Here is an 18,451-nt window from a genome sequence, read left to right as displayed (position 1 = left end):
AAATAACTGCCATTATCTATCGGTCAGTTAGATACTTGTCGTGCGTCCCAGAGGCGCTCGGCCTCTACGAAGGCCTCCTCGCGCGCCATCCCCAAAGCGCGCAGGCCCAGGGCCATGCTGCTCAGAACGGCCAGGCGGCCATAGGCATCGTCCGCTTCGCCACGCCAGAACGCCTGCAGATGTGCGGGCTCCAGGCGCTCCGGTTTGACGTGGCGCTGCGCCGACAGCGGTGGCCAGTCCTCGTCCCAGTTGACTCCATCGGCGGTGCCATAGAGGTGGCTGGTGGCGTCGGGGTTGACCTCGATCTCGCCGCCTTCGCCTTTGATCACCAGGGCACTGTCGCCGAGCAACTGGCTGGCCTCGCGATGCACCGCCTGGTAGCCAGGATGGAAGATGCTCTGCAGGCCGCAGCGCGCGCCAAGCGGATTGAGAATCCGTGCCAGGGAGTGGATCGGCGAGCGCAGGCCGAGGGTGTTGCGCAGGTCTATCATCCTTTGCAGCTGCGGCATCCAGGCGCCGAGTGGCATAAAGGCCAGTCGCCTGTGCTCCAGGGCCTGCTCGACCGCGGCCCAGTCGTGGCACAGGGGAATGTCCAGAAGATCGAGGAACTGCTCGCTGTACAGCCGACCTGCGGTGTGGGCGCCGCCGCCGTGCATGAGGATGCGTACACCACTCTGTGCCAGGGCCTTGGCGGCCAGCAGGAACCAGGGTAGGTGGCGCTTCTTGCCGGCATAGCTGGGCCAGTCCAGGTCCACGGCTATGGAAGGAGGTTGCAGGCGCTCGCGGATCGCCTCGGCGAAGCCGGCCATCTCCTCGGCGCTTTCCTCCTTGTGCCGCAGTAGCATCAGGAAGGCGCCGAGCTGGGTGTCCTCGACCTTGCCGTCCAATAGCATGCCCATGGCCTCGCGGGCCTCGGCGCGGGTCAGGTTGCGCGCGCCGCGCTTGCCCTTGCCGAGGATGCGGACGAATTGGGCGAAGGGGTGTTCCGGTGGGGCGACTAGATTCATAGGCAGTTCGTCGGTCTGGGCAGGCCCGCCAGCTTGGCGGCGAGTTTGGCGGGAGCGCCTTTGAATAAGAGGTTCAGATGCAGGCTGTTGCCTTTCTCCGCCCCGAGCTTGAGCGCCACGTACTTGATCAGCGGGCGATTGGCCGGCGACAGCTGGAACTCGGCGTAGAAGGCACGCAGCAGATGGAGGATTTCCCAGTGCTCGGCCCCCAGGTGCAGTGCTTCCTCCCGGGCCAGGGCCTCGGCTACCGCTTCGGACCAGTCCGCCAGTTCGACCAGGTAGCCATCCTTGTCCAGCGCGATGTCGCGGCCGTCGACCATCAAGTGCTTCATAGCCAGCTATTGACCTTGTCGAAGCGGCAGCTCAGGTCGACGAACTGCAGGTAATCCACCACCTGTACGCGCTCGGCAGGCTTGATTGCGCGGGCCTCGAGGTCTTCGAGCAGGGCGAACAGGCCGACGCATTCGGGTACCTGTTGCAGCGCTTCGTACGGTGCACTGGCTGACTGCAGGGCATACACCGCATCGCCGCACAGCAGCAGGCCGTCGGAGGGGCCGAGCAGGCGCAGGCAGCTGGTCAGGCGGTTGTCGCCGAAGGGCGAATGGGAAAGGACGTGCAGGGTAGCCATCAGAGGGTAATCACCTGATCGTAGCGGTCGATAAGTGCCCTCAGTGCCTCGTCATCCAGTGCCTCGACGGGCAGTGCCAGCGCCTGATCGGCCAGGCCGCGCTCCCGCAGGCTGGGTGCCGAGGCGTACAGCGACTCGATGCCGAACATCGGCAGCGCCTGCAGGTTGGCGCCCAGGTCCTTCTGCTGCAGGACCTTGGGCTGCTGGGCACTGGCCAGCTGGAATACGCCGTCATCGAGGAACAGCAGGGCGATCGGCAGGTCGTAGGCGCCGCCGGCCAGGGCGATGTCCAGCGCCTCGCGGGCGCTCGGCCCAGCCCACGGCGCCTGGCGGCTGATGATCAACAGGGACTTGCTCATGTCATGGGCCTCCGAAACACACCAGGCGGTCGGCCATCTGCGTGGCTTCATGCAGCTGGCCGAGGCCGGACAGCTCCCAGGGGGCGCTCAGATTGGCGGCGCTGCGCTCATAGCGCTGGGCCTCTTCTTCATTCAGCACCCCGCGGCGCAGGGCGGCGGCGATACAGACGACGCCGTCCAGTTGCCGCTCGCGCACGAACTCGCGCCACTCACCAGGTAGGTCCAGCTCATCCTGGGCGCTGACGACCGTACTCGAGGCGCTGTGCACGCCGTCCTGATAGAAGAACAGCCGAACGATCTCGTGCCCACCGTCCAAGGCCGCCTGGGCGAAGCGCAGGGCGCGGCGGGAGGAGGGCGCGTGGGGGGCGGAAAACAGGGCGATGGCGAATTTCATAGAGGAGCCAAGCGGGAAATCTGCCGGAATGATAAAGCCTGCGCGCGCAAGATGCTCGCCGCAGGCATGAAAAAGCCCGCCGAAGCGGGCTTTCGCTGAGCGTGGCTGGATCAGTCGTCGCCCATCAGGCCGAACAGTTGCAGCAGGCTGACGAACAGGTTGTAGATCGATACATACAGGCTGATGGTGGCCATGATGTAGTTGCGCTCGCCGCCATGAATGATCGCGCTGGTCTGGAACAGGATGCAGGCCGAGGAGAACAGCACGAAGCCGGCGCTGATCGCCAGTTGCAGGCCGCTGATCTGGAAGAAGAAGCTGGCCACCACGGCGCCGAGCAGGACGAAGAATCCAGCGGTGATGAAGCCGCTGAGGAAGCTCATGTCCTTACGCGTGGTCAGTACGTAGGCGGACAGGCCACAGAACACCAGCGCGGTCATGGAGAACGCCGAGCTGACCACTTCCGCACCGTTGGCCATGCCCAGGTAGCGGTTGAGGATCGGCCCCAGGGTGTAGCCCATGAAACCGGTCAGGGCGAGGGTGGACACCAGGCCCCAGGGCGAATTACGCAGCTTCGCGGTGAGGAAGAACAGGCCGTAGAAGCCGATCAGCACCACGAAAATGTTCGGGTAAGGGGCGTTGGCGCGCTGGGCGAAAAAAGCGACCAGGCCGCTGAAGGCCAGGGTGATGGCCAGCAGGCCGTACGTGTTGCGCAGCACGCGGCTGACTTCTTGTTGCTCAACCTGTGAGTGGCTGAGTGCGTAATCTTGTTCGCGCATGGCGACACTCCTTCAATGGCTAGGGGATCCGTGAACAGCGTTGAGATGGATCATAACAGAGCATTTGACGGTGCCAACCCAGAGAGTTTGACAGTGTGTTGCGTTCGGGTAAGATTGCCGCCCGCGAGAAGCCGGAAGCGTGGCAGAGCGGTTGAATGCAACGGTCTTGAAAACCGTCGAAGGGGAAACTCTTCCGTGAGTTCGAATCTCACCGCTTCCGCCAAATAAGAGCATCAAGGCCCCGTGAATCGGGGCTTTTTTGTTTCTGGGCTTCCTCAGTCCACACCCTAGTCCACACTTTGGCTGGATCGATGGCGTTGAGGTATGAGGTCATCTGGGGGGGGGCTGCCGCCCGGAGCAGCACCTACAAGACGAATGGAAAGCGCAGCGCATTGTGCGAGCCGATTCGCAAGCTTGAGACGCCTAGAGTCCAGACCTATGCCATGGCGATCACTCGTCTTAGGTGATCAAGCGCCAGTTTGCCTAATTCAAGGGGCGATTCCGTGTGTTGGCTCATAACACCGCGCAACTGGTGACGCTGTTAGCTCTGTCGAGCCTAAGGATGACGCGGCGACGTTTGCTGGCGCATGCGGGAGAGGCGTGCCTGTAATTCGGCAAATGGCCGCTGCGAGCTGCTCTCGTCCGCCCCAGAACACCTGAGTGTGTGGAAAAGCTGGGAGATTTTGATCGAGTTACCTGCTTTTACAGTCGGCGGAGGCGGAAGTCGGCCAGAAATACCGCGCCAATTCAGGCCATCCCTAAATGGGGGCATCTGTCGATTGTCATCCATCATCTAGATAGATGCCGCTTTCAGATTCCATCGTTATCAGGCGCTCCAAAACTTGAGCCCGTTTCAGGTTGTGAGTGTCAGCTAAATTTTTTAGCAAGTCGATTGCCGTTATCGATAGCATGACGTTGAACTGCTTTTTGTCTAATGCTCGCTCGTCAAACTGCTGGCGGTTCCAGCGCTTCTTGATTTGCTGGATAATAGCTTTCTGCTCATTTGGGCCAAAATCTGCTCTGTCGAAGTATATGAGCAGCCCTTCGTAATCGCTGAAATGCAGCGGCACCCGGGCTAAGATCGGTTTGTTTTTCTTCAACCATTCCCAGGCGCAAACGCAGCGTTTCGTTCCTTCCTTTTTGTCTGCGAACCAGTCAAAGGCACTGTCTTGTTCCTTGTGTCTGAGCCAATCGTTGTGAAGTTGTGCGATTTTGTTTGCTTTATCCGTGCTATCTAAATCCCATAAGTCAAGCATGGCAATTAGGTGGGTCTGGCCTGTGAGATGTGCCAGTCCCCTCGGTAGACCTCGACCTGGTTTCAAGTCGGTGATCTCTTCAATCCTAGGAAGTAGCCACTCGTACTGTCGAGTACTCCTCTTTTCAATCCAGCTTATGTGACGGTAACTAACTAAATAGCGGTCTTTCTCTAAGGCAAGGCGCTCAATTGTACGAGTCCTGGTTTTCAGGTGGTGAGCGATCTCTTCCCGCATGGTGAGGCCGTTACATGTAGTGGGGTCAAGGTTTACTTGCTCTCTGTAATATAAGTAGAGCCATAACCACACGTCATGGCGATTTACCTTTTGATGCTCTTTGAGTAGTTGTCCCAGTTCGTCTGGGTAATCAATCTCAGTTAATACCATTGATAAACTCTATAATGATAAGTTAATCGATAGTTGGTAGCTATCAATTCTAGATGAATTATAAGACGCTTCTAATGGATTTCTAGAGAAATCCTATCTGGGATCTATGGTGGATATATAGGTATTCTAGGAATCAATTTTGTTAAACGTTCCAGGCTTTAAAGGAGGTGTGGGTATGTTTGTTCCAATTTATCAAGGAATCATGATCTGCTCAAGAGTATAAATTTCTAGAGGCGTTCAGTAGATGGGTGCATGTGGGGCCATTTCCCGGTCGCCTAGCATGTGTGGCCCATTTCGTTTCCGTGCCGGTTCAGGATGTGGCGATGTCATTGGCGTAAGGGGTATTGAGCCGTGCTATCAGACACTTGCTGCAGTAGATTAGTTGTTCTTTCGAGATAAAACATGAAGTTGACCTCGCTCCAGTTACATTGTTGCCAGCAGTAGATGTATGTCGACTTCTTGGGTTTCCAATCCCTACCACCACTGCTTCACCTTGGATTGACTATCGCTGAAGTTGTACCGAGGGGGCTATCGAATGGCGTCTAGTTCGTGTTAAGCAGTGGGAAAGTTGTGCTGCACGGTTGGAGGTTTAAATGATGCCCAGCCTGAGCGCAGGCATTGTGTGGTCATGGAACGTATTTTTCTACAAGCTCCGCCAATCCTCTGAACGAACTACAGGAGCCCGTTCATGAGGATCATCCGTCTGAAAGAAGTCATCGAATCGACCGGTCTGGCTCGGTCGACCATCTATAAGTACATCCTTGAAGGGACTTTCCCCAAGCCAGTGCCGCTGGGAGAGCGATGCGTGGGTTGGGTCGAAAGTGAGGTGCACGATTGGATCCTGGCCAAGATTGAAGAGCGTGATTTGCAGGAGGGCGCTGTATGATTCAATACAACCCCGTTAAGCAAGCCTCCGCCATCTAAGTTCGCGAGCATAATGGTCGGGAGTTCCTGGCCATTATGCTGCTATGCCGTGCTACATCGGCACATACTTTGGCGGGTTGAGGGCTCAGCTAACTCCCACGAAATTGCTTTTGACCTATCGCCTTCCTTACTTGGTACTGAACGCCCGATTGCTCAGCCTGCGCGGGAATTGGTGCCGGTATCCGGGCTGGATTAAGTTATATAGAAAAATAGACATTAAACATACTCACTACCCGTCACGTCATGCATGACCATAGACAAGTGCATGGCAGTCGAGCAGTAAAAAAATATCCAACCGGTATCTGGTATGAATCAACCACACCAGGTACCGACCATGAGCCCTCGCAACACCTTCACCCAGACCAATCTCTCCCAGTCCGGAGCCTCCATCAGGATCGAGCAGCTCGTACGGGCAATCGCGCGGACGGACAAGCCAGCCTTCGATATCACCCACACGCGATCCGGTGACCAGCGGATACGGGAGACCCGGCTTAGCAGGCACTTCCAGTCCATCCAGCAGTTGCTGGATGTCTTCGATGACCGCTACTGCTATGCCTACAGCGAGGATCTGCAGGCTTTCAAGGAAGCCTGTCAGGACATCGGCCTGGAGCGCAGTCCTGTGGGGCTGACCTGCCTCAATGACAGCGGTACGCGCTATCTGAGCAGCCACGAGACCATGAACTTATTGGTGGATCGTATTCGTCAGCTGATTTGCAGTAAGAAGTACCGGCGTAAGGCTGGCGATCGTCGTTACGAGGCTAAGCAGAAGCAGGCCACGATTACCAAGTACGTGAACTGGGTGCTGAATCGCTACTCCCGGACGGTTGTGGTTCGGGTCGATTTCCACTATCGGGCGGCTGCACGTGGGCGGCTGCGGGTTGAGCATGTGTTTGAGGATTTGGATCAGCTGATCGAGGCACGTGAACGGCATCCAGTCTTCAGGGACGCCACAGGTTATGTCTGTTCGGTCGAGCAGGGCGAGGACAAGGGCTTCCACATTCATGCTGCGTTCTTCTTCAACGGCGCTGAGGTGCGCTGCGACTGCAACAAGGCGAGACAGATTGGTGAGCTGTGGGTGGAGCAGGTCACGCGTGGGGCCGGCTATTTCTTCAGCTGCAACGATGAGAAGGACAGCTACGGTGATGAGCTCGGCATCGGGACCGTCAAGCGTGCTGATGACTCGGTCCGCAGCAAGGTCATCAAGGCGATGCACTACCTTGCAAAAGACGGCCAGCATCTCCGTTTTAAGCCTGCAGGTGCCAGGGCCTTTCGTATGGGGCAGGTCTAACGTCAGCGCGCTGCTCTGCCTGGGTTGAGTTAACCGCAGGGCTTGATAGACGGGGCATGCATTTAAACAGCTCTGCTGACTAATGCCGTACTGGTCTAGCTAGCCGACACCGTCCACAGCTCCCCAAGCTTGGTGGTGTAAGCAGGGCTGAGCATTTCCCGGCGCATACCCCAGTCTGGATCGGCCTTCAGCCGGGCTGGGCGCAGCGTGCCGCGTCCCCACTTGCCATTGATTTGATCCAATACGGACATGAGCTGGTCGACGCGTATCGGCTGTTCGGGGGTGAACAGGTCAGTGGTGTATTCATTGCGTTGGCATAGGCCCAGTAGCAGTACCTGTGCTTTGGCGTAGGCGAATCCAGGACGGTAAAGCCGAGCGATACCGTCCTGTGCTGCCTGGATGATCAGGCGCGTGTCATCGGTCGGGTAGGGCAGTTGGCAGAGTATGCCGTTGGCGTATTTGGCTTCGTCCGGGTTGAACAGTCCGGTGCGCAGGCTGACTCTGATCTGCTGACAAACCGAGTGCTGGTTGCGCAGCTTTTCTGCGGCCCTCGTCGCGTAGGCGGCAACAGCCTCCTGAATGGGAGGGAGTTCGCGCAGGCGCTTGCCGAATGAGCGGCTGGAGCAGATCTCTTGCTTCGGCGGGGCGCAATCTTCTAGGTCAAGACAAGGGATGCCGCGTAGTTCGCGGGAGGTTTTCTCAACCACCACGCTGAATCGCTTACGCAGCGTCCACGCGTCCGTCTGTGCCAGATCCCAAGCGCTCTTGACCTGCATGGCCTCCAGATGAGCCTGCATACGCCTACCGATGCCCCAGACCTCCGCTACCGGCAGTGCCTTGAGCAATTTGTCGCGTCTGCTGGGGTCGCGGATATCGACCACCCCACCGGTTTGCGCCTGCCAGCGCTTGGCGGCGTGATTGGCCAGCTTGGCTAACGTCTTGGTGCCGGCAATGCCGATGCCTACCGGGATACCAGTTTTCTGCTGAACCTCCGCGCGGACCGACCGAGCCAGGGGCTCGGCTTGTTCGGTAAGGCCGCTGACGTCGGCAAAGGCTTCATCGATGCTGTAGACCTCCACCGCTGGAAAGCGCGACTCTAGGATGGCCATCACCCGTTCGCTCATGTCGCCGTACAACGCGTAGTTGCTGCTGAAGGCAACGATTCCATGGCGCTTGAGGTCATTACGAATCTCATGGAAGAGGGCGCCCATCTTCACGAACGGCTTGGCATCGGCCGAGCGGGCGATCACGCAGCCATCGTTGTTGCTCAACACCACGATGGGCGTACGCAACAAGTCGGGACGAAACACCCGCTCGCAGCTGGCGTAGAAGCTGTTGCAGTCGATCAGGGCGAAGGCGGGCTCAGCCATGCTGGCGGTGCCCGCGAATGCTGTGCGTCACCACGCCCCAGATCAGCAGCTCATCGCCTTCGAGGATGTAACGCGGGGCATAGCGTGGGTTCTCCGAGCGCAGGATCAGCTGCTCGCTCTCCCGGCAAAAACGCTTCACGAAGACTTCGCCGTTTAGGCTGGCCACCACCACATCGCCAGGCCTGGCAGGCAGCGCGCGACTGACGATCAGCAGGTCGGCGTCGAAGATCCCTGCGCCCTGCATGCTATCCCCGGATACGCGGACGATGTAGGTGTGCGGTGCTGCCACATCCAGCAGGGTATCCAGGGAGATTTTCTGGTCCATGTGGTCTAGGGCGGGGCTGGGGAAGCCCGCTGGCACATGGACATCGAACAGTGCGAGTGGTGCTGATGCTTGCAGGATGGAACCGAGTAAAACGGCATTGCTCATGGGGCTGAACTCAAAACTGTATGCATATACAGTAATGGTCCAGCCAGGCTGCCTACAAGCGGCATTCGTCCGGTTCGGTCATGAGCGGAATAGGTCTGTTCGGTTTCTTTACATGCGAAAAGCTTACAGATCGACCGCGCCTCGCCGAGAAACTAATGTGTCTGCACCGTCACTATTGAATGAGGTTGGTCATGTTGATGATGAACACGCTGATTGATTTCGTTGTGCTGGCCGCATTGCTGCCCTTTCTGCTGTGCTTGGCGCGACTGACCTACGGTGGGGCACAGTAGGCCCAGCCTCAGGGAATAGGCGATCTGCACTGCACTGACCTATTGAGTCGGCTTGGCTGGCTCTGTCATGGGGGCTGCTGTGTAACTAGCTCGATCTTGTGCCGCACGATACGCGGCTAGTTCACAAGCCAATCCGGGTTGCTATCGACCGCAGTAGGGGCGCACTTCCGATCGTCGAGCCTCTTCAGCCAGTCACCGAGGCACCTTTGCTCTGCTGCGGTCAGTACCCCGCTTTCCTTATCCAGCGGCGAGGCGGGCGTTTCAACAACAGTCGCAGGCTGTTGGCTTTTTCCTTGACTCGAGCCCATCGGCCGGTGAGATAGCCATTCTAGAAGTGGTTTTCCGTCACGTATCCGCATGTGATGCCCCCTGTTTCGCATTCTTGGCTGAGGGTTAAAGCATCGGTGCCTGGAGCAGGCGGCGTTAGCCGGGCTCCTGTTTGGTCTGCTCGTCGCTTAGCAGAAGCCAGTACCTGCTGGCGTGTAGGCCTGGCACATGCCGGAGCGAGATATCAACTCGGGTGTCTTGGGGTAGCTGGGTCGTCAGCGCATCATTGACATCGGCATATTCGCCAAAGGTAAGAGATTCATCGTACTCGATGAGCAAGAGGGCGCTTCGTATAGGCATTGCTGGGTCAGGGAGCATTGGCGTTCGCAGACTAATCATGACTGCTTCGGCAAGGGGCTCCTCGCCGTGAAAGACCAGCCACCGCCCATGGACAAAAGGCAAGCTGGCGTATGCTGCCCAATCCAGGCTCATCGCATCGGGCTTATCCAGAGTGGCAAACAGGCTCGCTAAGAAACGGCCGGGTAGTTCCACTTCGTCAGGCCATATGTAGCTACGCAGGTTCATGTGGCTATGTGCGGGCTGCCCTCCTAGATAGTGAAGGCTGAAGAGCTCAGTCTGCGGACGCAATGCTTCAAGCCGATCCACTGGAATATGGCCAGCGTCTAAGACGTGGACCTCATGAAAGTTCACACCTGCAGGGGTAGGGTCAGCCCAGCCGAGTGTATGCAGTGTGATGCTCTCGAAATCGCTGCCTACTGGCCGACTCGGGGGTTCATGACTCGCCAGTATTCGCTGCTCCCAAGCTCGAGCCACTTCGCGAGTCGCGGCGATTATCCCTATATCCAGAGGCGGCATGTACTCCTGAAGAAAGCCAGGGTGCTGGAACCCCTCGTGCTGATGGCCGCGGCTAAAAAGCTCACCGCTTTCAATCATTGCGTACAGGTAGTCGTCGGGGCGGGCCGTCTGTCGCAGGCGTAGCTTGCTGAATTTGGTATCCATACATCGCTCCCGTATCAGCGAACCTGGGTGGGCGCATTGATGCACTTGTAGCCAGGGTATTGCGCTTCGGCAGTGGCCTTGGCCATCGCTGACGTCACTGCCCGAACGGTAATGGTGAAATTGGCCTGTGGGCCGGCCCCAGGCACAACGCGCTGCAGGAAAGCCGAGTAGGTATTCATGAGCTTTTGCACTCCCGATGTGTTGAGAGTGCAGCGTGAATCTTCGGTGCGACAGGTTATGTCGCTGCTGGCTTGAGTTCCGCGTAGAAACCGGCCATCTCACGAGCCGTGTCGGCGATGAATTGGCGCAGTGAAGGTGGCTCTAGCACCTCAACCGTGGCGCCATGACTCAGTACCCACCACTTCAGCCCCTGGGTGTACTCCATTTGGCATTCGAGAAGCCACCAGCCGTCTGCCTGAAGAGTCAGGCGCTGCTGTCTGGAAAGGGGCGTTTCAGTCTCGTCTAGTCGATCACGCAAGTTGGGGCTAATCCGTAGTTTGAGCTGGACGGGTTGATCCTCGACCAAGATTCGCTGGACATGTTGGCGCAGGTCAAAATTGCTAGGTTCTCTGACCTGCCGGGCCTCAAGGGGTTTGATCGCACGGAAACGATGCAGGGGGAGGGTACGCACCTCAGGCGCATTTTCCTCCAAGCACACCACATAGATGCTGGAGTCCTGGTAGGACAACCCCAGTGGACTGATGACCTTGGTTTTCTCCGCCCGACTGCGCCTTGAGTAATAGCGAATTTCCAGTTGATAGCCTTCGATCAAGGCGCGCTGGATTTCGTGCAGGAAGCGTTCGTTAATTGGCGCGGATAACAGTTGTAGGTGTTGCGTACCAGTGACTACCTTGTTCAGCCAGCGGCCTTCCAGGGGGTGGAGCTTGCTCAACAGTTGTTTGGACTGCCGGTAGTGTTCCTGCAGGTCCTTCAGGGCGGCACCATGGATCAGGTGGCTGGCATGTTCAATCAGCATGACCATGCCCAGCGCGACTTTGGCCGATTTAAGTCGTCCGTCCTTCGGGGCACTCGACGGAGCCTCATCTATCCGTTGCCACTGATAGGAACCATCGTCGGCCCGTCCAACATTTTCGATCTTGCCTGACTCACTGAATGCTTTGAGATCTCGCTCGATGGTGCGCTCACTGAAGGTGCCTCCAGGCAGGAGTTTCAATACCCTCTGATGCACCTCACTTTGTGTGATTGTCCCTTTACCGGCATACGGAACCAGTTCCAAGACGAGGTTCCGTCGCTCCAGGGTAGTCATGGCCCTAGGTTGGTCAGCGTTGCTCGGCATTTCATTTGGTCCTTAACGACAGGTGTTGTCGCCGCTCCGTGGAAGGATAGATCTCGAATCAGGCGACGCATTAGCGGCTTGCCAAGCGTAACCATGCGGATAGTCGAGAGGGAGCAGGATGTCCGAATCGCCAAGTGTGATCAATGTTTTGGAAGCGCTGTTACCACCCGTTGAAGACCTCGAATTAGAGCCGATGGCGGAGCTTAGGAGCCTCTACGCAGGTGTCGGAATGCCCTCATTGCGGGCGAACGAGATTGAGCCCCTAGGCTTTATGCCGTTCGGCGAGATGTTTCGCCAGATCAGTCATCGTTCCCCATTGCGGCGTGTGGTAGAAATTGACGAGTTCCTTCAGCGTTATCGCCTTCTTCGAGCAGAGGCCCTTGAGGGTGATTACGAAGGCATGAATGACCTGGGATGGCTCTGGCTCAACGGGCGGATGCTGCCCACTGACCATTCACTGGCCCGCCGTCTTTTTAGGCTGGCAGCAGCGTCTGGATGCTCCGAAGCTTTGTTCAATCTCGCAGAACAGCACTACTACGGGAAAGGCGTCCCTGTGGACCTGAATCTTGCCGCTGATTACTACCAACAAGCGTACAGCCAAGGAATCATTCCGGCGGCAAGAATGCTCGGGTCACTGTATCTAGAACTGTCGGAGCATGAGTCCGTTAACCCTCAGTTGATAGCTGAATGGTTTCGCAAAGGCGCTGAGGACGGCGATCCTGACGCTGGGTACGAACTGGGCTGCTACTTGCTCAGGGGTGACCTCCCAACTCATGATGAGCCGACTGCGCTGTATTGGCTTCAGCATGTGGCTCTGCGGGGGGATTGCCTAGCAGCAGAACGGCTAGCGGAGTACTTCCAGACAAATATGAGCTATGGCGAGAGCTCGACGCGGTTAGGTGGTTTCTGGCTAGATGAGACCGCTAGAGTGCGTCAAGGCCTTGCATGAGACTGGGTTGAGTAATCGGCCTAGCTGCGTCGTGCTGGGGACGCCTCTAGAGAAAACCATGATCATTTTGTGTGTTGAGGCAGGGTGACAGAGCTATAAGGATACACGCCTCGTCCCGGTGACCCGAGACCAGCAGCGTTATTTTTATATTAGAATTTTTGCTCGTTCTACAAGCGATGAAGATAAGGCTCGCTATAAACTTACAAGCTGGCAGAGGGTGTCTATGGATGACTGTATTAGCATCTTGGTTGAATATTTTAAGAGTGAGGTTCCAAGGCTTGGAAGTGTCTATTCGTGGAAGATTCCGAAAAAAATAGCAGGGTTTCCTTATTCGGGTAAAAGAGGTTATGGTCCGAATGTTGAGTTGAAGTGTTATTTTAATAGGCGATGGTTGGAGTCGGACGCTCAGGCCAGATATGAGTTGTCTAAGGAAGTAGTGGTCGACTGGGGAGGAGTGCGTGCAAACAAGGAAGAGACATTAAGGTCGTATGTTGATGAGTTGGGAAAGGAAAGCCCTGCGATGCCGCTAAAGGGCGTGGCAAGCTACTCGAAGTTATATTCTATCGCTAATATGGATAAGTATGCGATATATGATGCTAGGGTTGCGGCGTGTCTAAATGCGGTGCAGTGGAATTTTGGTACTTCGTCAGGTGTTGCTTTCAATTATGTAAGCGGGAGAAACAATATAGTTGGTCATGCTGGCAAGAAGGCAGGCTTTGTATACCAAGAGCCATTTAAAGTCAGATCACTTGTGGGAGCAGGCTGGAGGCGTGTCAGTCGTGATGATACGTACGGCGTGTATCTCAATGTACTGGAGCGGTGCTTAACGGTTTTGCCGGGCTATAAGCTATATGAACTGGAGATGGTCCTTTTCGCAAACGCCGAAAGGGAATGCCTTAAGGCTATGAGGTGCGAGAATAATTAAACGAACGGAGGTGAGCATTCTTTGCAATTCGTAAAAAGGGTGGCGGCAGCTTTGGATCTAGAACTATTGCAAATGTTTTTCCCCTTCTCGCGCACTTTGGCATTGTGAGTATAGAGCGTGGCCCTGCTACCCCTGTTTGCCGGGCTGGCCCGTGTGGCCTACGGGGGCGAGCAGTAAGCTCAGCCCCACAGGTTATTGCAGATGCGCTGCACCGCGGCGTTGGCCGCGCGGCGATCGAATAGGGCGGCATCGAAGCTTCCGCCCGCCCATTCCAGGGCCTCGTGGCCGTCCTCGTCCAGTGGGCGCTGGCTGATCGACTCCAGAAAATCTAGATACCCGGGCACGCCGCCGACATCCTCGGGTGGGCAGGCGCGGGCACCGTCCAGGACCTCGCACCAGGTGCCTTCCACTTCTGCCGACTCGACGGTTTCTACGGCGATCACATGTTGCCAGTTATCGCCAAAGTCATAGAGGTAGCGCAGCCGATCACCGGCCTGCAGCAGGCGGCGCAGCTTGTGTTTGCGGTCGTCCAGCACGTCGGGCTCGGGGAACTCCAGGTCCGGCGGCATGAAGCGCTGCTCGCCCAGGCTGAACTCGTGCAGGTGGCTGCTGCTCCAGCCCATGGCGGCTTGGATGAAGTGATGCAGTTTGCGCAGCGTGCAGTCGCCGCTGACTCTGATGCGCCGCCAGATGGGCGGGTCGAGTTGCAGGGGTTCAAGTTGAATGTGCAGGGTGATGAGCACCGGGTTTGTCGCCATCTCGGATCCTTACTGATAAAGCCATTGCTTCAGATCATCCAGGTTCGCCACCACGATCTGTTGCGCGGTGGCTTTGGTGTGCACCTTGTTCGGGTCGATCTGGTAGCGCTGCAGCACGTACTGCACCAGTGCGCCGTGGGTGTCGATCACCAGCCTGCCGTCCTGCATGCCGTAATCGCACTCGATGATGGCCTGCTGTTCGGCTGTCAGCCGTGAGTCGGGCACGATGATCACCTGCACGGCGGTGTTCCAGCCCCCATCGCCGTCGCGGCCATGCTCGGACGCATCGTCCAGCACATCTGGCACGCCGCGAAAGCGGCTCAGTACGAAGTCGCGATACTCGCGGTTGCGCTCGCAGTAGGCGCGCACGTGCCAGCGCATGCCGGTGTAGACCAGGGTATGTGGGGCGATGAGGCGGGTCTCGCCGTCCGGGGTGGTGAAAGACACATACTCGCACTCCAGGCGCAGCCCCTCGCGGCAGGCCTTCAGCAGCGGCCGTAATACTTCGGCGCGCACCGTGCGGTCGGGCACCTGCAGCACCTCGGTGTGGGCATAGGCCAGGGCCAAACCCTCGATATGCGGGGCGCGGTCCTGGTTCTGGTTGAGCAGGTGCAGATAGGCGCTGGCGCTGTCGTCGATGAACAGCGGCTTGAACGATTCTGCCGGCACATAGCCCTTGAGGTGTTTGTCGTATGTCAGGTTTTCAGGCGCATGCTCGCTGATGTAGGTGTTGATGTCCTTCGAGGCCTGCTGTCGGCTGATCCCGAAGCTCTGCATCAGGTGATTGGTGGTCAGGCGGCCCTCCCACCAGGCCACGGTCTCGATCAGGCGATAGCGCAGGGCCAGGTCCCAGCGCACGGACTCGATTGATTGCTTGCGTTTCATTGCCCTTCCATCTGCTCGAAAACTTTAAGCTCGCCGAAGTCATTTCGAGGCGGATTGTACTGTCTGCCGGGCGGACAATCCGCCTGAAAACTTGACCTGTATGAACGCCCACTATTGGTGTGTCCAGTCACGCGACATATCTTTCAGGTTGCCCGTTGGATGTGGTGGTCAAGAATGGGCAGCCCAACATCAGTTCCCATCGTCAGGCGGTTTTCTTTGCGAGCAAGTCGGGCGATTGTCTGCGTCACTGCGGCTGGCGGCACCGCGAAGTACAAGCTGCCTGAGTCGCTGGTTGAAATATGAACAGATGTAGAAAAAACACTGGGCAGCCGCCTCTCAGGCTTTACCCGAATAAGACCGGTGGATATTGTGACCTCAGTATCATCATGGAGGGTCGCTAACCCGCTTCACCTCCCGACAGGGCGCGTCGATTTAGTGTCGCCCTTGTTTGGCCTGAGCACGTTTACCCGTGAGGGTGAGTACGACCTTTCATGCCGTTTTGGGACTGGACCATGGACAAGGAGTCACTCCTGAAAATAGTCGAATGCAGCAAATCCATTTCCCAAGCTATTGTTGCGGGCGCGCGCGTATGAGGGTGGCACGGTCGTGACTATGAACCCTTTACTCCGTATGGCGTCGATTGCTGGCGTTGAGGTTGCCGTCAAGCTCCATATCGCTAGGGGCGATGATCTAAACGCCCGGGACAACGCAGGCGCCACTCCTCTGATGCTTGCCGCCGCAAGAAGAAAAAAGGGTGTTGTGCGGCTTCTTCTGACTGCTGGAGCAAATCCGGAACTGCTCGACTCTCAAGGGGTGAGCACCCTGGCCTACGCGGAGAAGGGTGGATGTTCTGAATGTATCGCTCTGCTGCGAAATGCTCTGGATCTTCTGGACCCGATAAAAGAGAGCGAGGTGCCCGGAGAAGCTTCGTCCCCGCCGAGTGAGTCAACCTGGGCCAATGCCACAAAGGCAGATACCGCTCAGGCCTCCCACTCTAGAGAATTTGATTCCTGCAAAGCGGAGGATGAGCCGGTCTGTATGGAAGCTCAGCTCAGAAAAGTAGCTGAGGTTGATGGCCGTTTCATTCCTAGACCCTCTACCTCTGGTGAAGGGACTTTTCTGAATGTGGAGGAGTCGCTCACCGTTATACAAGCTTTACCCGTCGTTATGGGAAGGCTGTCAAACCTCATCGATATTGACGACGAACCTCTTGAGTCTGGATTTGAAAGCGACTGGTTAGCGGAGCCGGAGGCGGTTGCTCCGAAGGGTGACGATACCGTTGCCAAGGGAACCAGTGCACTTCAGGAAGTGATCGGTCGGCACAAAGCTATCGATACTGATGTGGAATGGGACGACATTGACCTGTTCCTCCCCGTCAGGGCGCTTCCGTTGGCGCATGACGAGGGCGACGGCGTCCGTGGTTTGCTACTCCGGGCGTTGCGTGAGGGGGCTGTATCCGAAGCCGATCTTATCGAGGTCTGTCGAGGCGCTGACGACTGTCGTAACGAAGAGTCTGAGCGATTGCTGGCCTTTGTTTTGGGCGATCTAGGTGTGGTGATCGACGAGTCCGGGTCGTGGGCTTATCAGCTGGATCTGACTGAGCCAACGGCCGAAGAGGAGCTGTTATTAGTTGATGCCTTGGAGTTTGCGGAGGACTTGGCGTCAGGTCGCAACGACCCTTTGCGATACTACGTCAAAGGGCTAAAAGCTGACCTGCTTCGGGCCGAAGAAGAAATTTCTTTGGGACGTGAGATGGAGGAGGCCGGTGCTCAGGCGCTGGATGCTCTTTCTGGCTGGCCAGCGGGCCTTTCTATGGTTTTCGAGGCTGCTGATAGGGTTGCTCGCGGAGAAGCTGATTATGGAACATTTAGTTCCGAGATTGCGCCCGGTGAGGGAGATGAGGAGAGCATTGGGTCAGCGGCAATTGAGGACGATGCTGAAAAAGATGAAGAAGTAGCCTCTGATCCAAGGGGGGCAGCTTTCCTCTCCGCAATCTCAGCAGCAAGATCTGCGGGCGGAGATCAAGTCCGAGTGCGTTCAGCACTTGCAGCTGCGTGCCTTTCAAGAGGCTTCCTGTTAGAGCTTGCACGTAAAGCAGTCGATCCGACGGGCGAGACTTTCGTATCTGCAGTTCGGCGCCAGGTCGGTGCAAGGGAGCGGATGATCCTCGCTAACCTGCGCTTGGTGTACTCCACTGCCAGGAAATATATGTGGTCTGAGCTTCCCTTCGATGATCTGGTGCAGGAGGGGAATATCGGTCTGATCAAGGCCGTTGAGCGCTTTGACTGGCGAAAGGGATTTAGATTTTCCACTTATGCAATGTGGTGGATCCGTCAGCAGATATCTCGCGCAATAGACAACAAGGCTAGGATCATTCGTGTTCCGGTGCACGTTCACAAAGACGCCTTGCCTATCCTGCGCCAGAGGGCGCTATATGAAAACAAGACAGGTCGCCCTGAAACAGAAATCGAGACATCGCGTCGGATGGGGATACCCATCGATAAAGTCAGATTTTTCTTGGCAGCTTTTGATGATGTCGTCTCCTTGGATGAGGTCAGCAGAGATGCTGGACTTCCTCGTATAGACAACTTGCTGGAGTTTGAGACTTCAGATCCTGCTCCTGCAGTTGAGGAGGACTCTCTTCGGGAGCTCATTCTCAAAGTTATTGGTAGCCTTGATGAGCGTGCCGCTGAGGTAATAAAGCTTCGCTTTGGTCTTGGGGGCGAGGAACCCATGACTTTGGAGGAGGTGGGGCTTCGATTCAATGTTACTCGCGAACGAATTCGACAAATAGAATCAAAAGCCTTGGGCAAATTATCCACCCCTGCAAGGAAAGAAAAGCTTGCCCTGTACATGGGCGATCAATTTGAGTGGAAGCGTCCCCCCGCACCCCCGTTCTCCTCAGCGGAAATGCCACAATCGTCCGAAGATATGCATGCTCGAGAGGTGACGTGTGATCAACAGCTCGCTGATCCGCTGAAGAATGTTTTCCAATCGTGCGAGCAGCCCGTACCGGCGAGAAGCGCTGAGACAGTGTCCGAGCGTCAATATGAGCTGCTTTCCGAGCTTCTCGAAGAGGCTCGAATGTTGGGGCTTACGGTAGAGGACGCTCGTCCCCATGGCGGACAGATCCGAGTGTCGTTCTCGGCAGGGTCAGATGCCGCTATTCGCAGTATTGCCCGGAAACTCATGAATGCCGGATTCACCCCTCATTTAGGAAATACCTACGTCAAATGAACGTGAG

Annotated in this window: 19 protein-coding genes and 1 tRNA gene; 6 read left to right on the top strand and 14 right to left on the bottom strand. The window is 56.9% G+C overall.

From position 1 onward, the window contains the following. Positions 1-23: 23 nt before the first annotated feature. The 6 genes from LPB260_RS01590 to LPB260_RS01565 all read right to left on the bottom strand — a co-directional run bounded on the left by LPB260_RS01590 (position 24) and on the right by LPB260_RS01565 (position 3,164). Positions 24-1,007 carry a glycosyl transferase family protein gene (locus tag LPB260_RS01590; protein ID WP_208706899.1) on the bottom strand — a complete coding sequence of 328 codons (984 nt, stop codon included), beginning with the start codon at positions 1,005-1,007 and terminating at the stop codon, positions 24-26. Further along, complete coding sequence (locus LPB260_RS01585; protein WP_208706898.1) at positions 1,004-1,339, bottom strand: TusE/DsrC/DsvC family sulfur relay protein; 336 nt, start codon at positions 1,337-1,339, stop codon at positions 1,004-1,006. Before LPB260_RS01585 ends, LPB260_RS01590 begins: the two co-directional genes overlap by 4 nt. Next, a complete protein-coding gene (tusB, locus tag LPB260_RS01580; RefSeq protein WP_208706897.1) occupies positions 1,336-1,635 on the bottom strand; it encodes a sulfurtransferase complex subunit TusB in 300 nt (99 codons plus the stop codon). The genes LPB260_RS01585 and tusB overlap by 4 nt, the downstream gene beginning before the upstream one ends. Next, complete coding sequence (gene tusC / locus LPB260_RS01575; protein WP_208706896.1) at positions 1,635-1,994, bottom strand: sulfurtransferase complex subunit TusC; 360 nt, start codon at positions 1,992-1,994, stop codon at positions 1,635-1,637. Before tusC ends, tusB begins: the two co-directional genes overlap by 1 nt. 1 nt (position 1,995) lies before the next feature. Further along, complete coding sequence (gene tusD, locus LPB260_RS01570) at positions 1,996-2,388, bottom strand: sulfurtransferase complex subunit TusD (RefSeq protein WP_208706895.1); 393 nt, start codon at positions 2,386-2,388, stop codon at positions 1,996-1,998. A 110-nt stretch (positions 2,389-2,498) separates the two neighbouring features. Further along, positions 2,499-3,164, bottom strand: coding sequence for a Bax inhibitor-1/YccA family protein (locus LPB260_RS01565; RefSeq protein WP_208706894.1), 666 nt, complete (start codon positions 3,162-3,164; stop codon positions 2,499-2,501). Between the two features lie 133 nt (positions 3,165-3,297). Between LPB260_RS01565 and LPB260_RS01560 the strand changes: the two genes are divergently transcribed. Further along, positions 3,298-3,387, top strand: a tRNA-Ser gene (locus LPB260_RS01560). A gap of 559 nt (positions 3,388-3,946) precedes the next feature. On the opposite strand, the gene LPB260_RS01550 is transcribed toward LPB260_RS01560, so the two are convergent. Next, complete coding sequence (locus tag LPB260_RS01550; protein WP_208706893.1) at positions 3,947-4,804, bottom strand: hypothetical protein; 858 nt, start codon at positions 4,802-4,804, stop codon at positions 3,947-3,949. A 688-nt stretch (positions 4,805-5,492) separates the two neighbouring features. On the opposite strand from LPB260_RS01550, the gene LPB260_RS01545 reads away from it, so the two are divergent. Together LPB260_RS01545 and LPB260_RS01540 are read left to right on the top strand one after the other, a co-directional pair. Next, complete coding sequence (locus LPB260_RS01545; protein WP_208706892.1) at positions 5,493-5,690, top strand: AlpA family transcriptional regulator; 198 nt, start codon at positions 5,493-5,495, stop codon at positions 5,688-5,690. 372 nt (positions 5,691-6,062) lie between these two features. Next, positions 6,063-7,016, top strand: a complete 954-nt coding sequence (locus LPB260_RS01540) for an inovirus-type Gp2 protein (RefSeq protein ID WP_208706891.1) — start codon at positions 6,063-6,065, stop codon at positions 7,014-7,016. 95 nt (positions 7,017-7,111) lie between these two features. On the opposite strand, the gene umuC is transcribed toward LPB260_RS01540, so the two are convergent. The 5 genes from umuC to LPB260_RS01515 all read right to left on the bottom strand — a co-directional run bounded on the left by umuC (position 7,112) and on the right by LPB260_RS01515 (position 11,630). Continuing rightward, positions 7,112-8,386, bottom strand: a complete 1,275-nt coding sequence (gene umuC, locus LPB260_RS01535; protein ID WP_208706890.1) for a translesion error-prone DNA polymerase V subunit UmuC — start codon at positions 8,384-8,386, stop codon at positions 7,112-7,114. Further along, the gene (locus LPB260_RS01530; RefSeq protein WP_208706889.1) at positions 8,379-8,816 is read right to left on the bottom strand and encodes a LexA family transcriptional regulator; all 438 of its coding nucleotides are present in this window, start codon (positions 8,814-8,816) and stop codon (positions 8,379-8,381) included. Before LPB260_RS01530 ends, umuC begins: the two co-directional genes overlap by 8 nt. Before the next feature lie 713 nt (positions 8,817-9,529). Continuing rightward, positions 9,530-10,393: a hypothetical protein gene (locus LPB260_RS01525; RefSeq protein WP_208706888.1), complete on the bottom strand. Its 864-nt coding sequence runs from the start codon at positions 10,391-10,393 to the stop codon at positions 9,530-9,532. A 14-nt stretch (positions 10,394-10,407) separates the two neighbouring features. Next, complete coding sequence (locus LPB260_RS01520) at positions 10,408-10,572, bottom strand: hypothetical protein (protein WP_208706887.1); 165 nt, start codon at positions 10,570-10,572, stop codon at positions 10,408-10,410. A gap of 56 nt (positions 10,573-10,628) precedes the next feature. Beyond that, entirely contained in the window at positions 10,629-11,630 is a 1,002-nt protein-coding gene (locus tag LPB260_RS01515; protein WP_208706886.1) for a YafY family protein, read from the bottom strand. A 178-nt stretch (positions 11,631-11,808) separates the two neighbouring features. Here LPB260_RS01515 and LPB260_RS01510 point away from each other — a divergent pair, with 178 nt between their 5' ends. Both LPB260_RS01510 and LPB260_RS01505 read left to right on the top strand, forming a co-directional pair. Next, positions 11,809-12,639 (top strand): tetratricopeptide repeat protein, encoded by an 831-nt coding sequence (locus LPB260_RS01510; RefSeq protein WP_208706885.1) that lies wholly within the window; start codon positions 11,809-11,811, stop codon positions 12,637-12,639. A 223-nt stretch (positions 12,640-12,862) separates the two neighbouring features. Then, complete coding sequence (locus tag LPB260_RS01505) at positions 12,863-13,564, top strand: hypothetical protein (RefSeq protein WP_208706884.1); 702 nt, start codon at positions 12,863-12,865, stop codon at positions 13,562-13,564. Between the two features lie 179 nt (positions 13,565-13,743). On the opposite strand, the gene LPB260_RS01500 is transcribed toward LPB260_RS01505, so the two are convergent. Both LPB260_RS01500 and LPB260_RS01495 read right to left on the bottom strand, forming a co-directional pair. Then, positions 13,744-14,322, bottom strand: coding sequence for a plasmid pRiA4b ORF-3 family protein (locus LPB260_RS01500; protein ID WP_208706883.1), 579 nt, complete (start codon positions 14,320-14,322; stop codon positions 13,744-13,746). Between the two features lie 9 nt (positions 14,323-14,331). Continuing rightward, the gene (locus LPB260_RS01495) at positions 14,332-15,207 is read right to left on the bottom strand and encodes a WYL domain-containing protein (RefSeq protein WP_208706882.1); all 876 of its coding nucleotides are present in this window, start codon (positions 15,205-15,207) and stop codon (positions 14,332-14,334) included. 612 nt (positions 15,208-15,819) lie between these two features. Here LPB260_RS01495 and LPB260_RS01490 point away from each other — a divergent pair. After that, the gene (locus LPB260_RS01490; protein WP_208706881.1) at positions 15,820-18,444 is read left to right on the top strand and encodes a sigma-70 family RNA polymerase sigma factor; all 2,625 of its coding nucleotides are present in this window, start codon (positions 15,820-15,822) and stop codon (positions 18,442-18,444) included. The last annotated feature ends 7 nt before the right edge of the window (positions 18,445-18,451 follow it).

This window comes from Pseudomonas sp. LPB0260 (assembly GCF_013388395.1).
Note: the sequence above shows the minus strand (reverse complement) of the source record. Positions and strands in the feature narration are given on the sequence as shown.

Coding starts and splice junctions, on each gene's coding strand:
- LPB260_RS01590 (WP_208706899.1), bottom strand. CDS start 1,007: ATGAATCTAGTCGCCCCACCGGAACACCCCTTCGCCCAATTCGTCCGC.
- LPB260_RS01585 (WP_208706898.1), bottom strand. CDS start 1,339: ATGAAGCACTTGATGGTCGACGGCCGCGACATCGCGCTGGACAAGGAT.
- tusB (WP_208706897.1), bottom strand. CDS start 1,635: ATGGCTACCCTGCACGTCCTTTCCCATTCGCCCTTCGGCGACAACCGC.
- tusC (WP_208706896.1), bottom strand. CDS start 1,994: ATGAGCAAGTCCCTGTTGATCATCAGCCGCCAGGCGCCGTGGGCTGGG.
- tusD (WP_208706895.1), bottom strand. CDS start 2,388: ATGAAATTCGCCATCGCCCTGTTTTCCGCCCCCCACGCGCCCTCCTCC.
- LPB260_RS01565 (WP_208706894.1), bottom strand. CDS start 3,164: ATGCGCGAACAAGATTACGCACTCAGCCACTCACAGGTTGAGCAACAA.
- LPB260_RS01550 (WP_208706893.1), bottom strand. CDS start 4,804: ATGGTATTAACTGAGATTGATTACCCAGACGAACTGGGACAACTACTC.
- LPB260_RS01545 (WP_208706892.1), top strand. CDS start 5,493: ATGAGGATCATCCGTCTGAAAGAAGTCATCGAATCGACCGGTCTGGCT.
- LPB260_RS01540 (WP_208706891.1), top strand. CDS start 6,063: ATGAGCCCTCGCAACACCTTCACCCAGACCAATCTCTCCCAGTCCGGA.
- umuC (WP_208706890.1), bottom strand. CDS start 8,386: ATGGCTGAGCCCGCCTTCGCCCTGATCGACTGCAACAGCTTCTACGCC.
- LPB260_RS01530 (WP_208706889.1), bottom strand. CDS start 8,816: ATGAGCAATGCCGTTTTACTCGGTTCCATCCTGCAAGCATCAGCACCA.
- LPB260_RS01525 (WP_208706888.1), bottom strand. CDS start 10,393: ATGGATACCAAATTCAGCAAGCTACGCCTGCGACAGACGGCCCGCCCC.
- LPB260_RS01520 (WP_208706887.1), bottom strand. CDS start 10,572: ATGAATACCTACTCGGCTTTCCTGCAGCGCGTTGTGCCTGGGGCCGGC.
- LPB260_RS01510 (WP_208706885.1), top strand. CDS start 11,809: ATGTCCGAATCGCCAAGTGTGATCAATGTTTTGGAAGCGCTGTTACCA.
- LPB260_RS01505 (WP_208706884.1), top strand. CDS start 12,863: ATGGATGACTGTATTAGCATCTTGGTTGAATATTTTAAGAGTGAGGTT.
- LPB260_RS01500 (WP_208706883.1), bottom strand. CDS start 14,322: ATGGCGACAAACCCGGTGCTCATCACCCTGCACATTCAACTTGAACCC.
- LPB260_RS01495 (WP_208706882.1), bottom strand. CDS start 15,207: ATGAAACGCAAGCAATCAATCGAGTCCGTGCGCTGGGACCTGGCCCTG.
- LPB260_RS01490 (WP_208706881.1), top strand. CDS start 15,820: ATGAACCCTTTACTCCGTATGGCGTCGATTGCTGGCGTTGAGGTTGCC.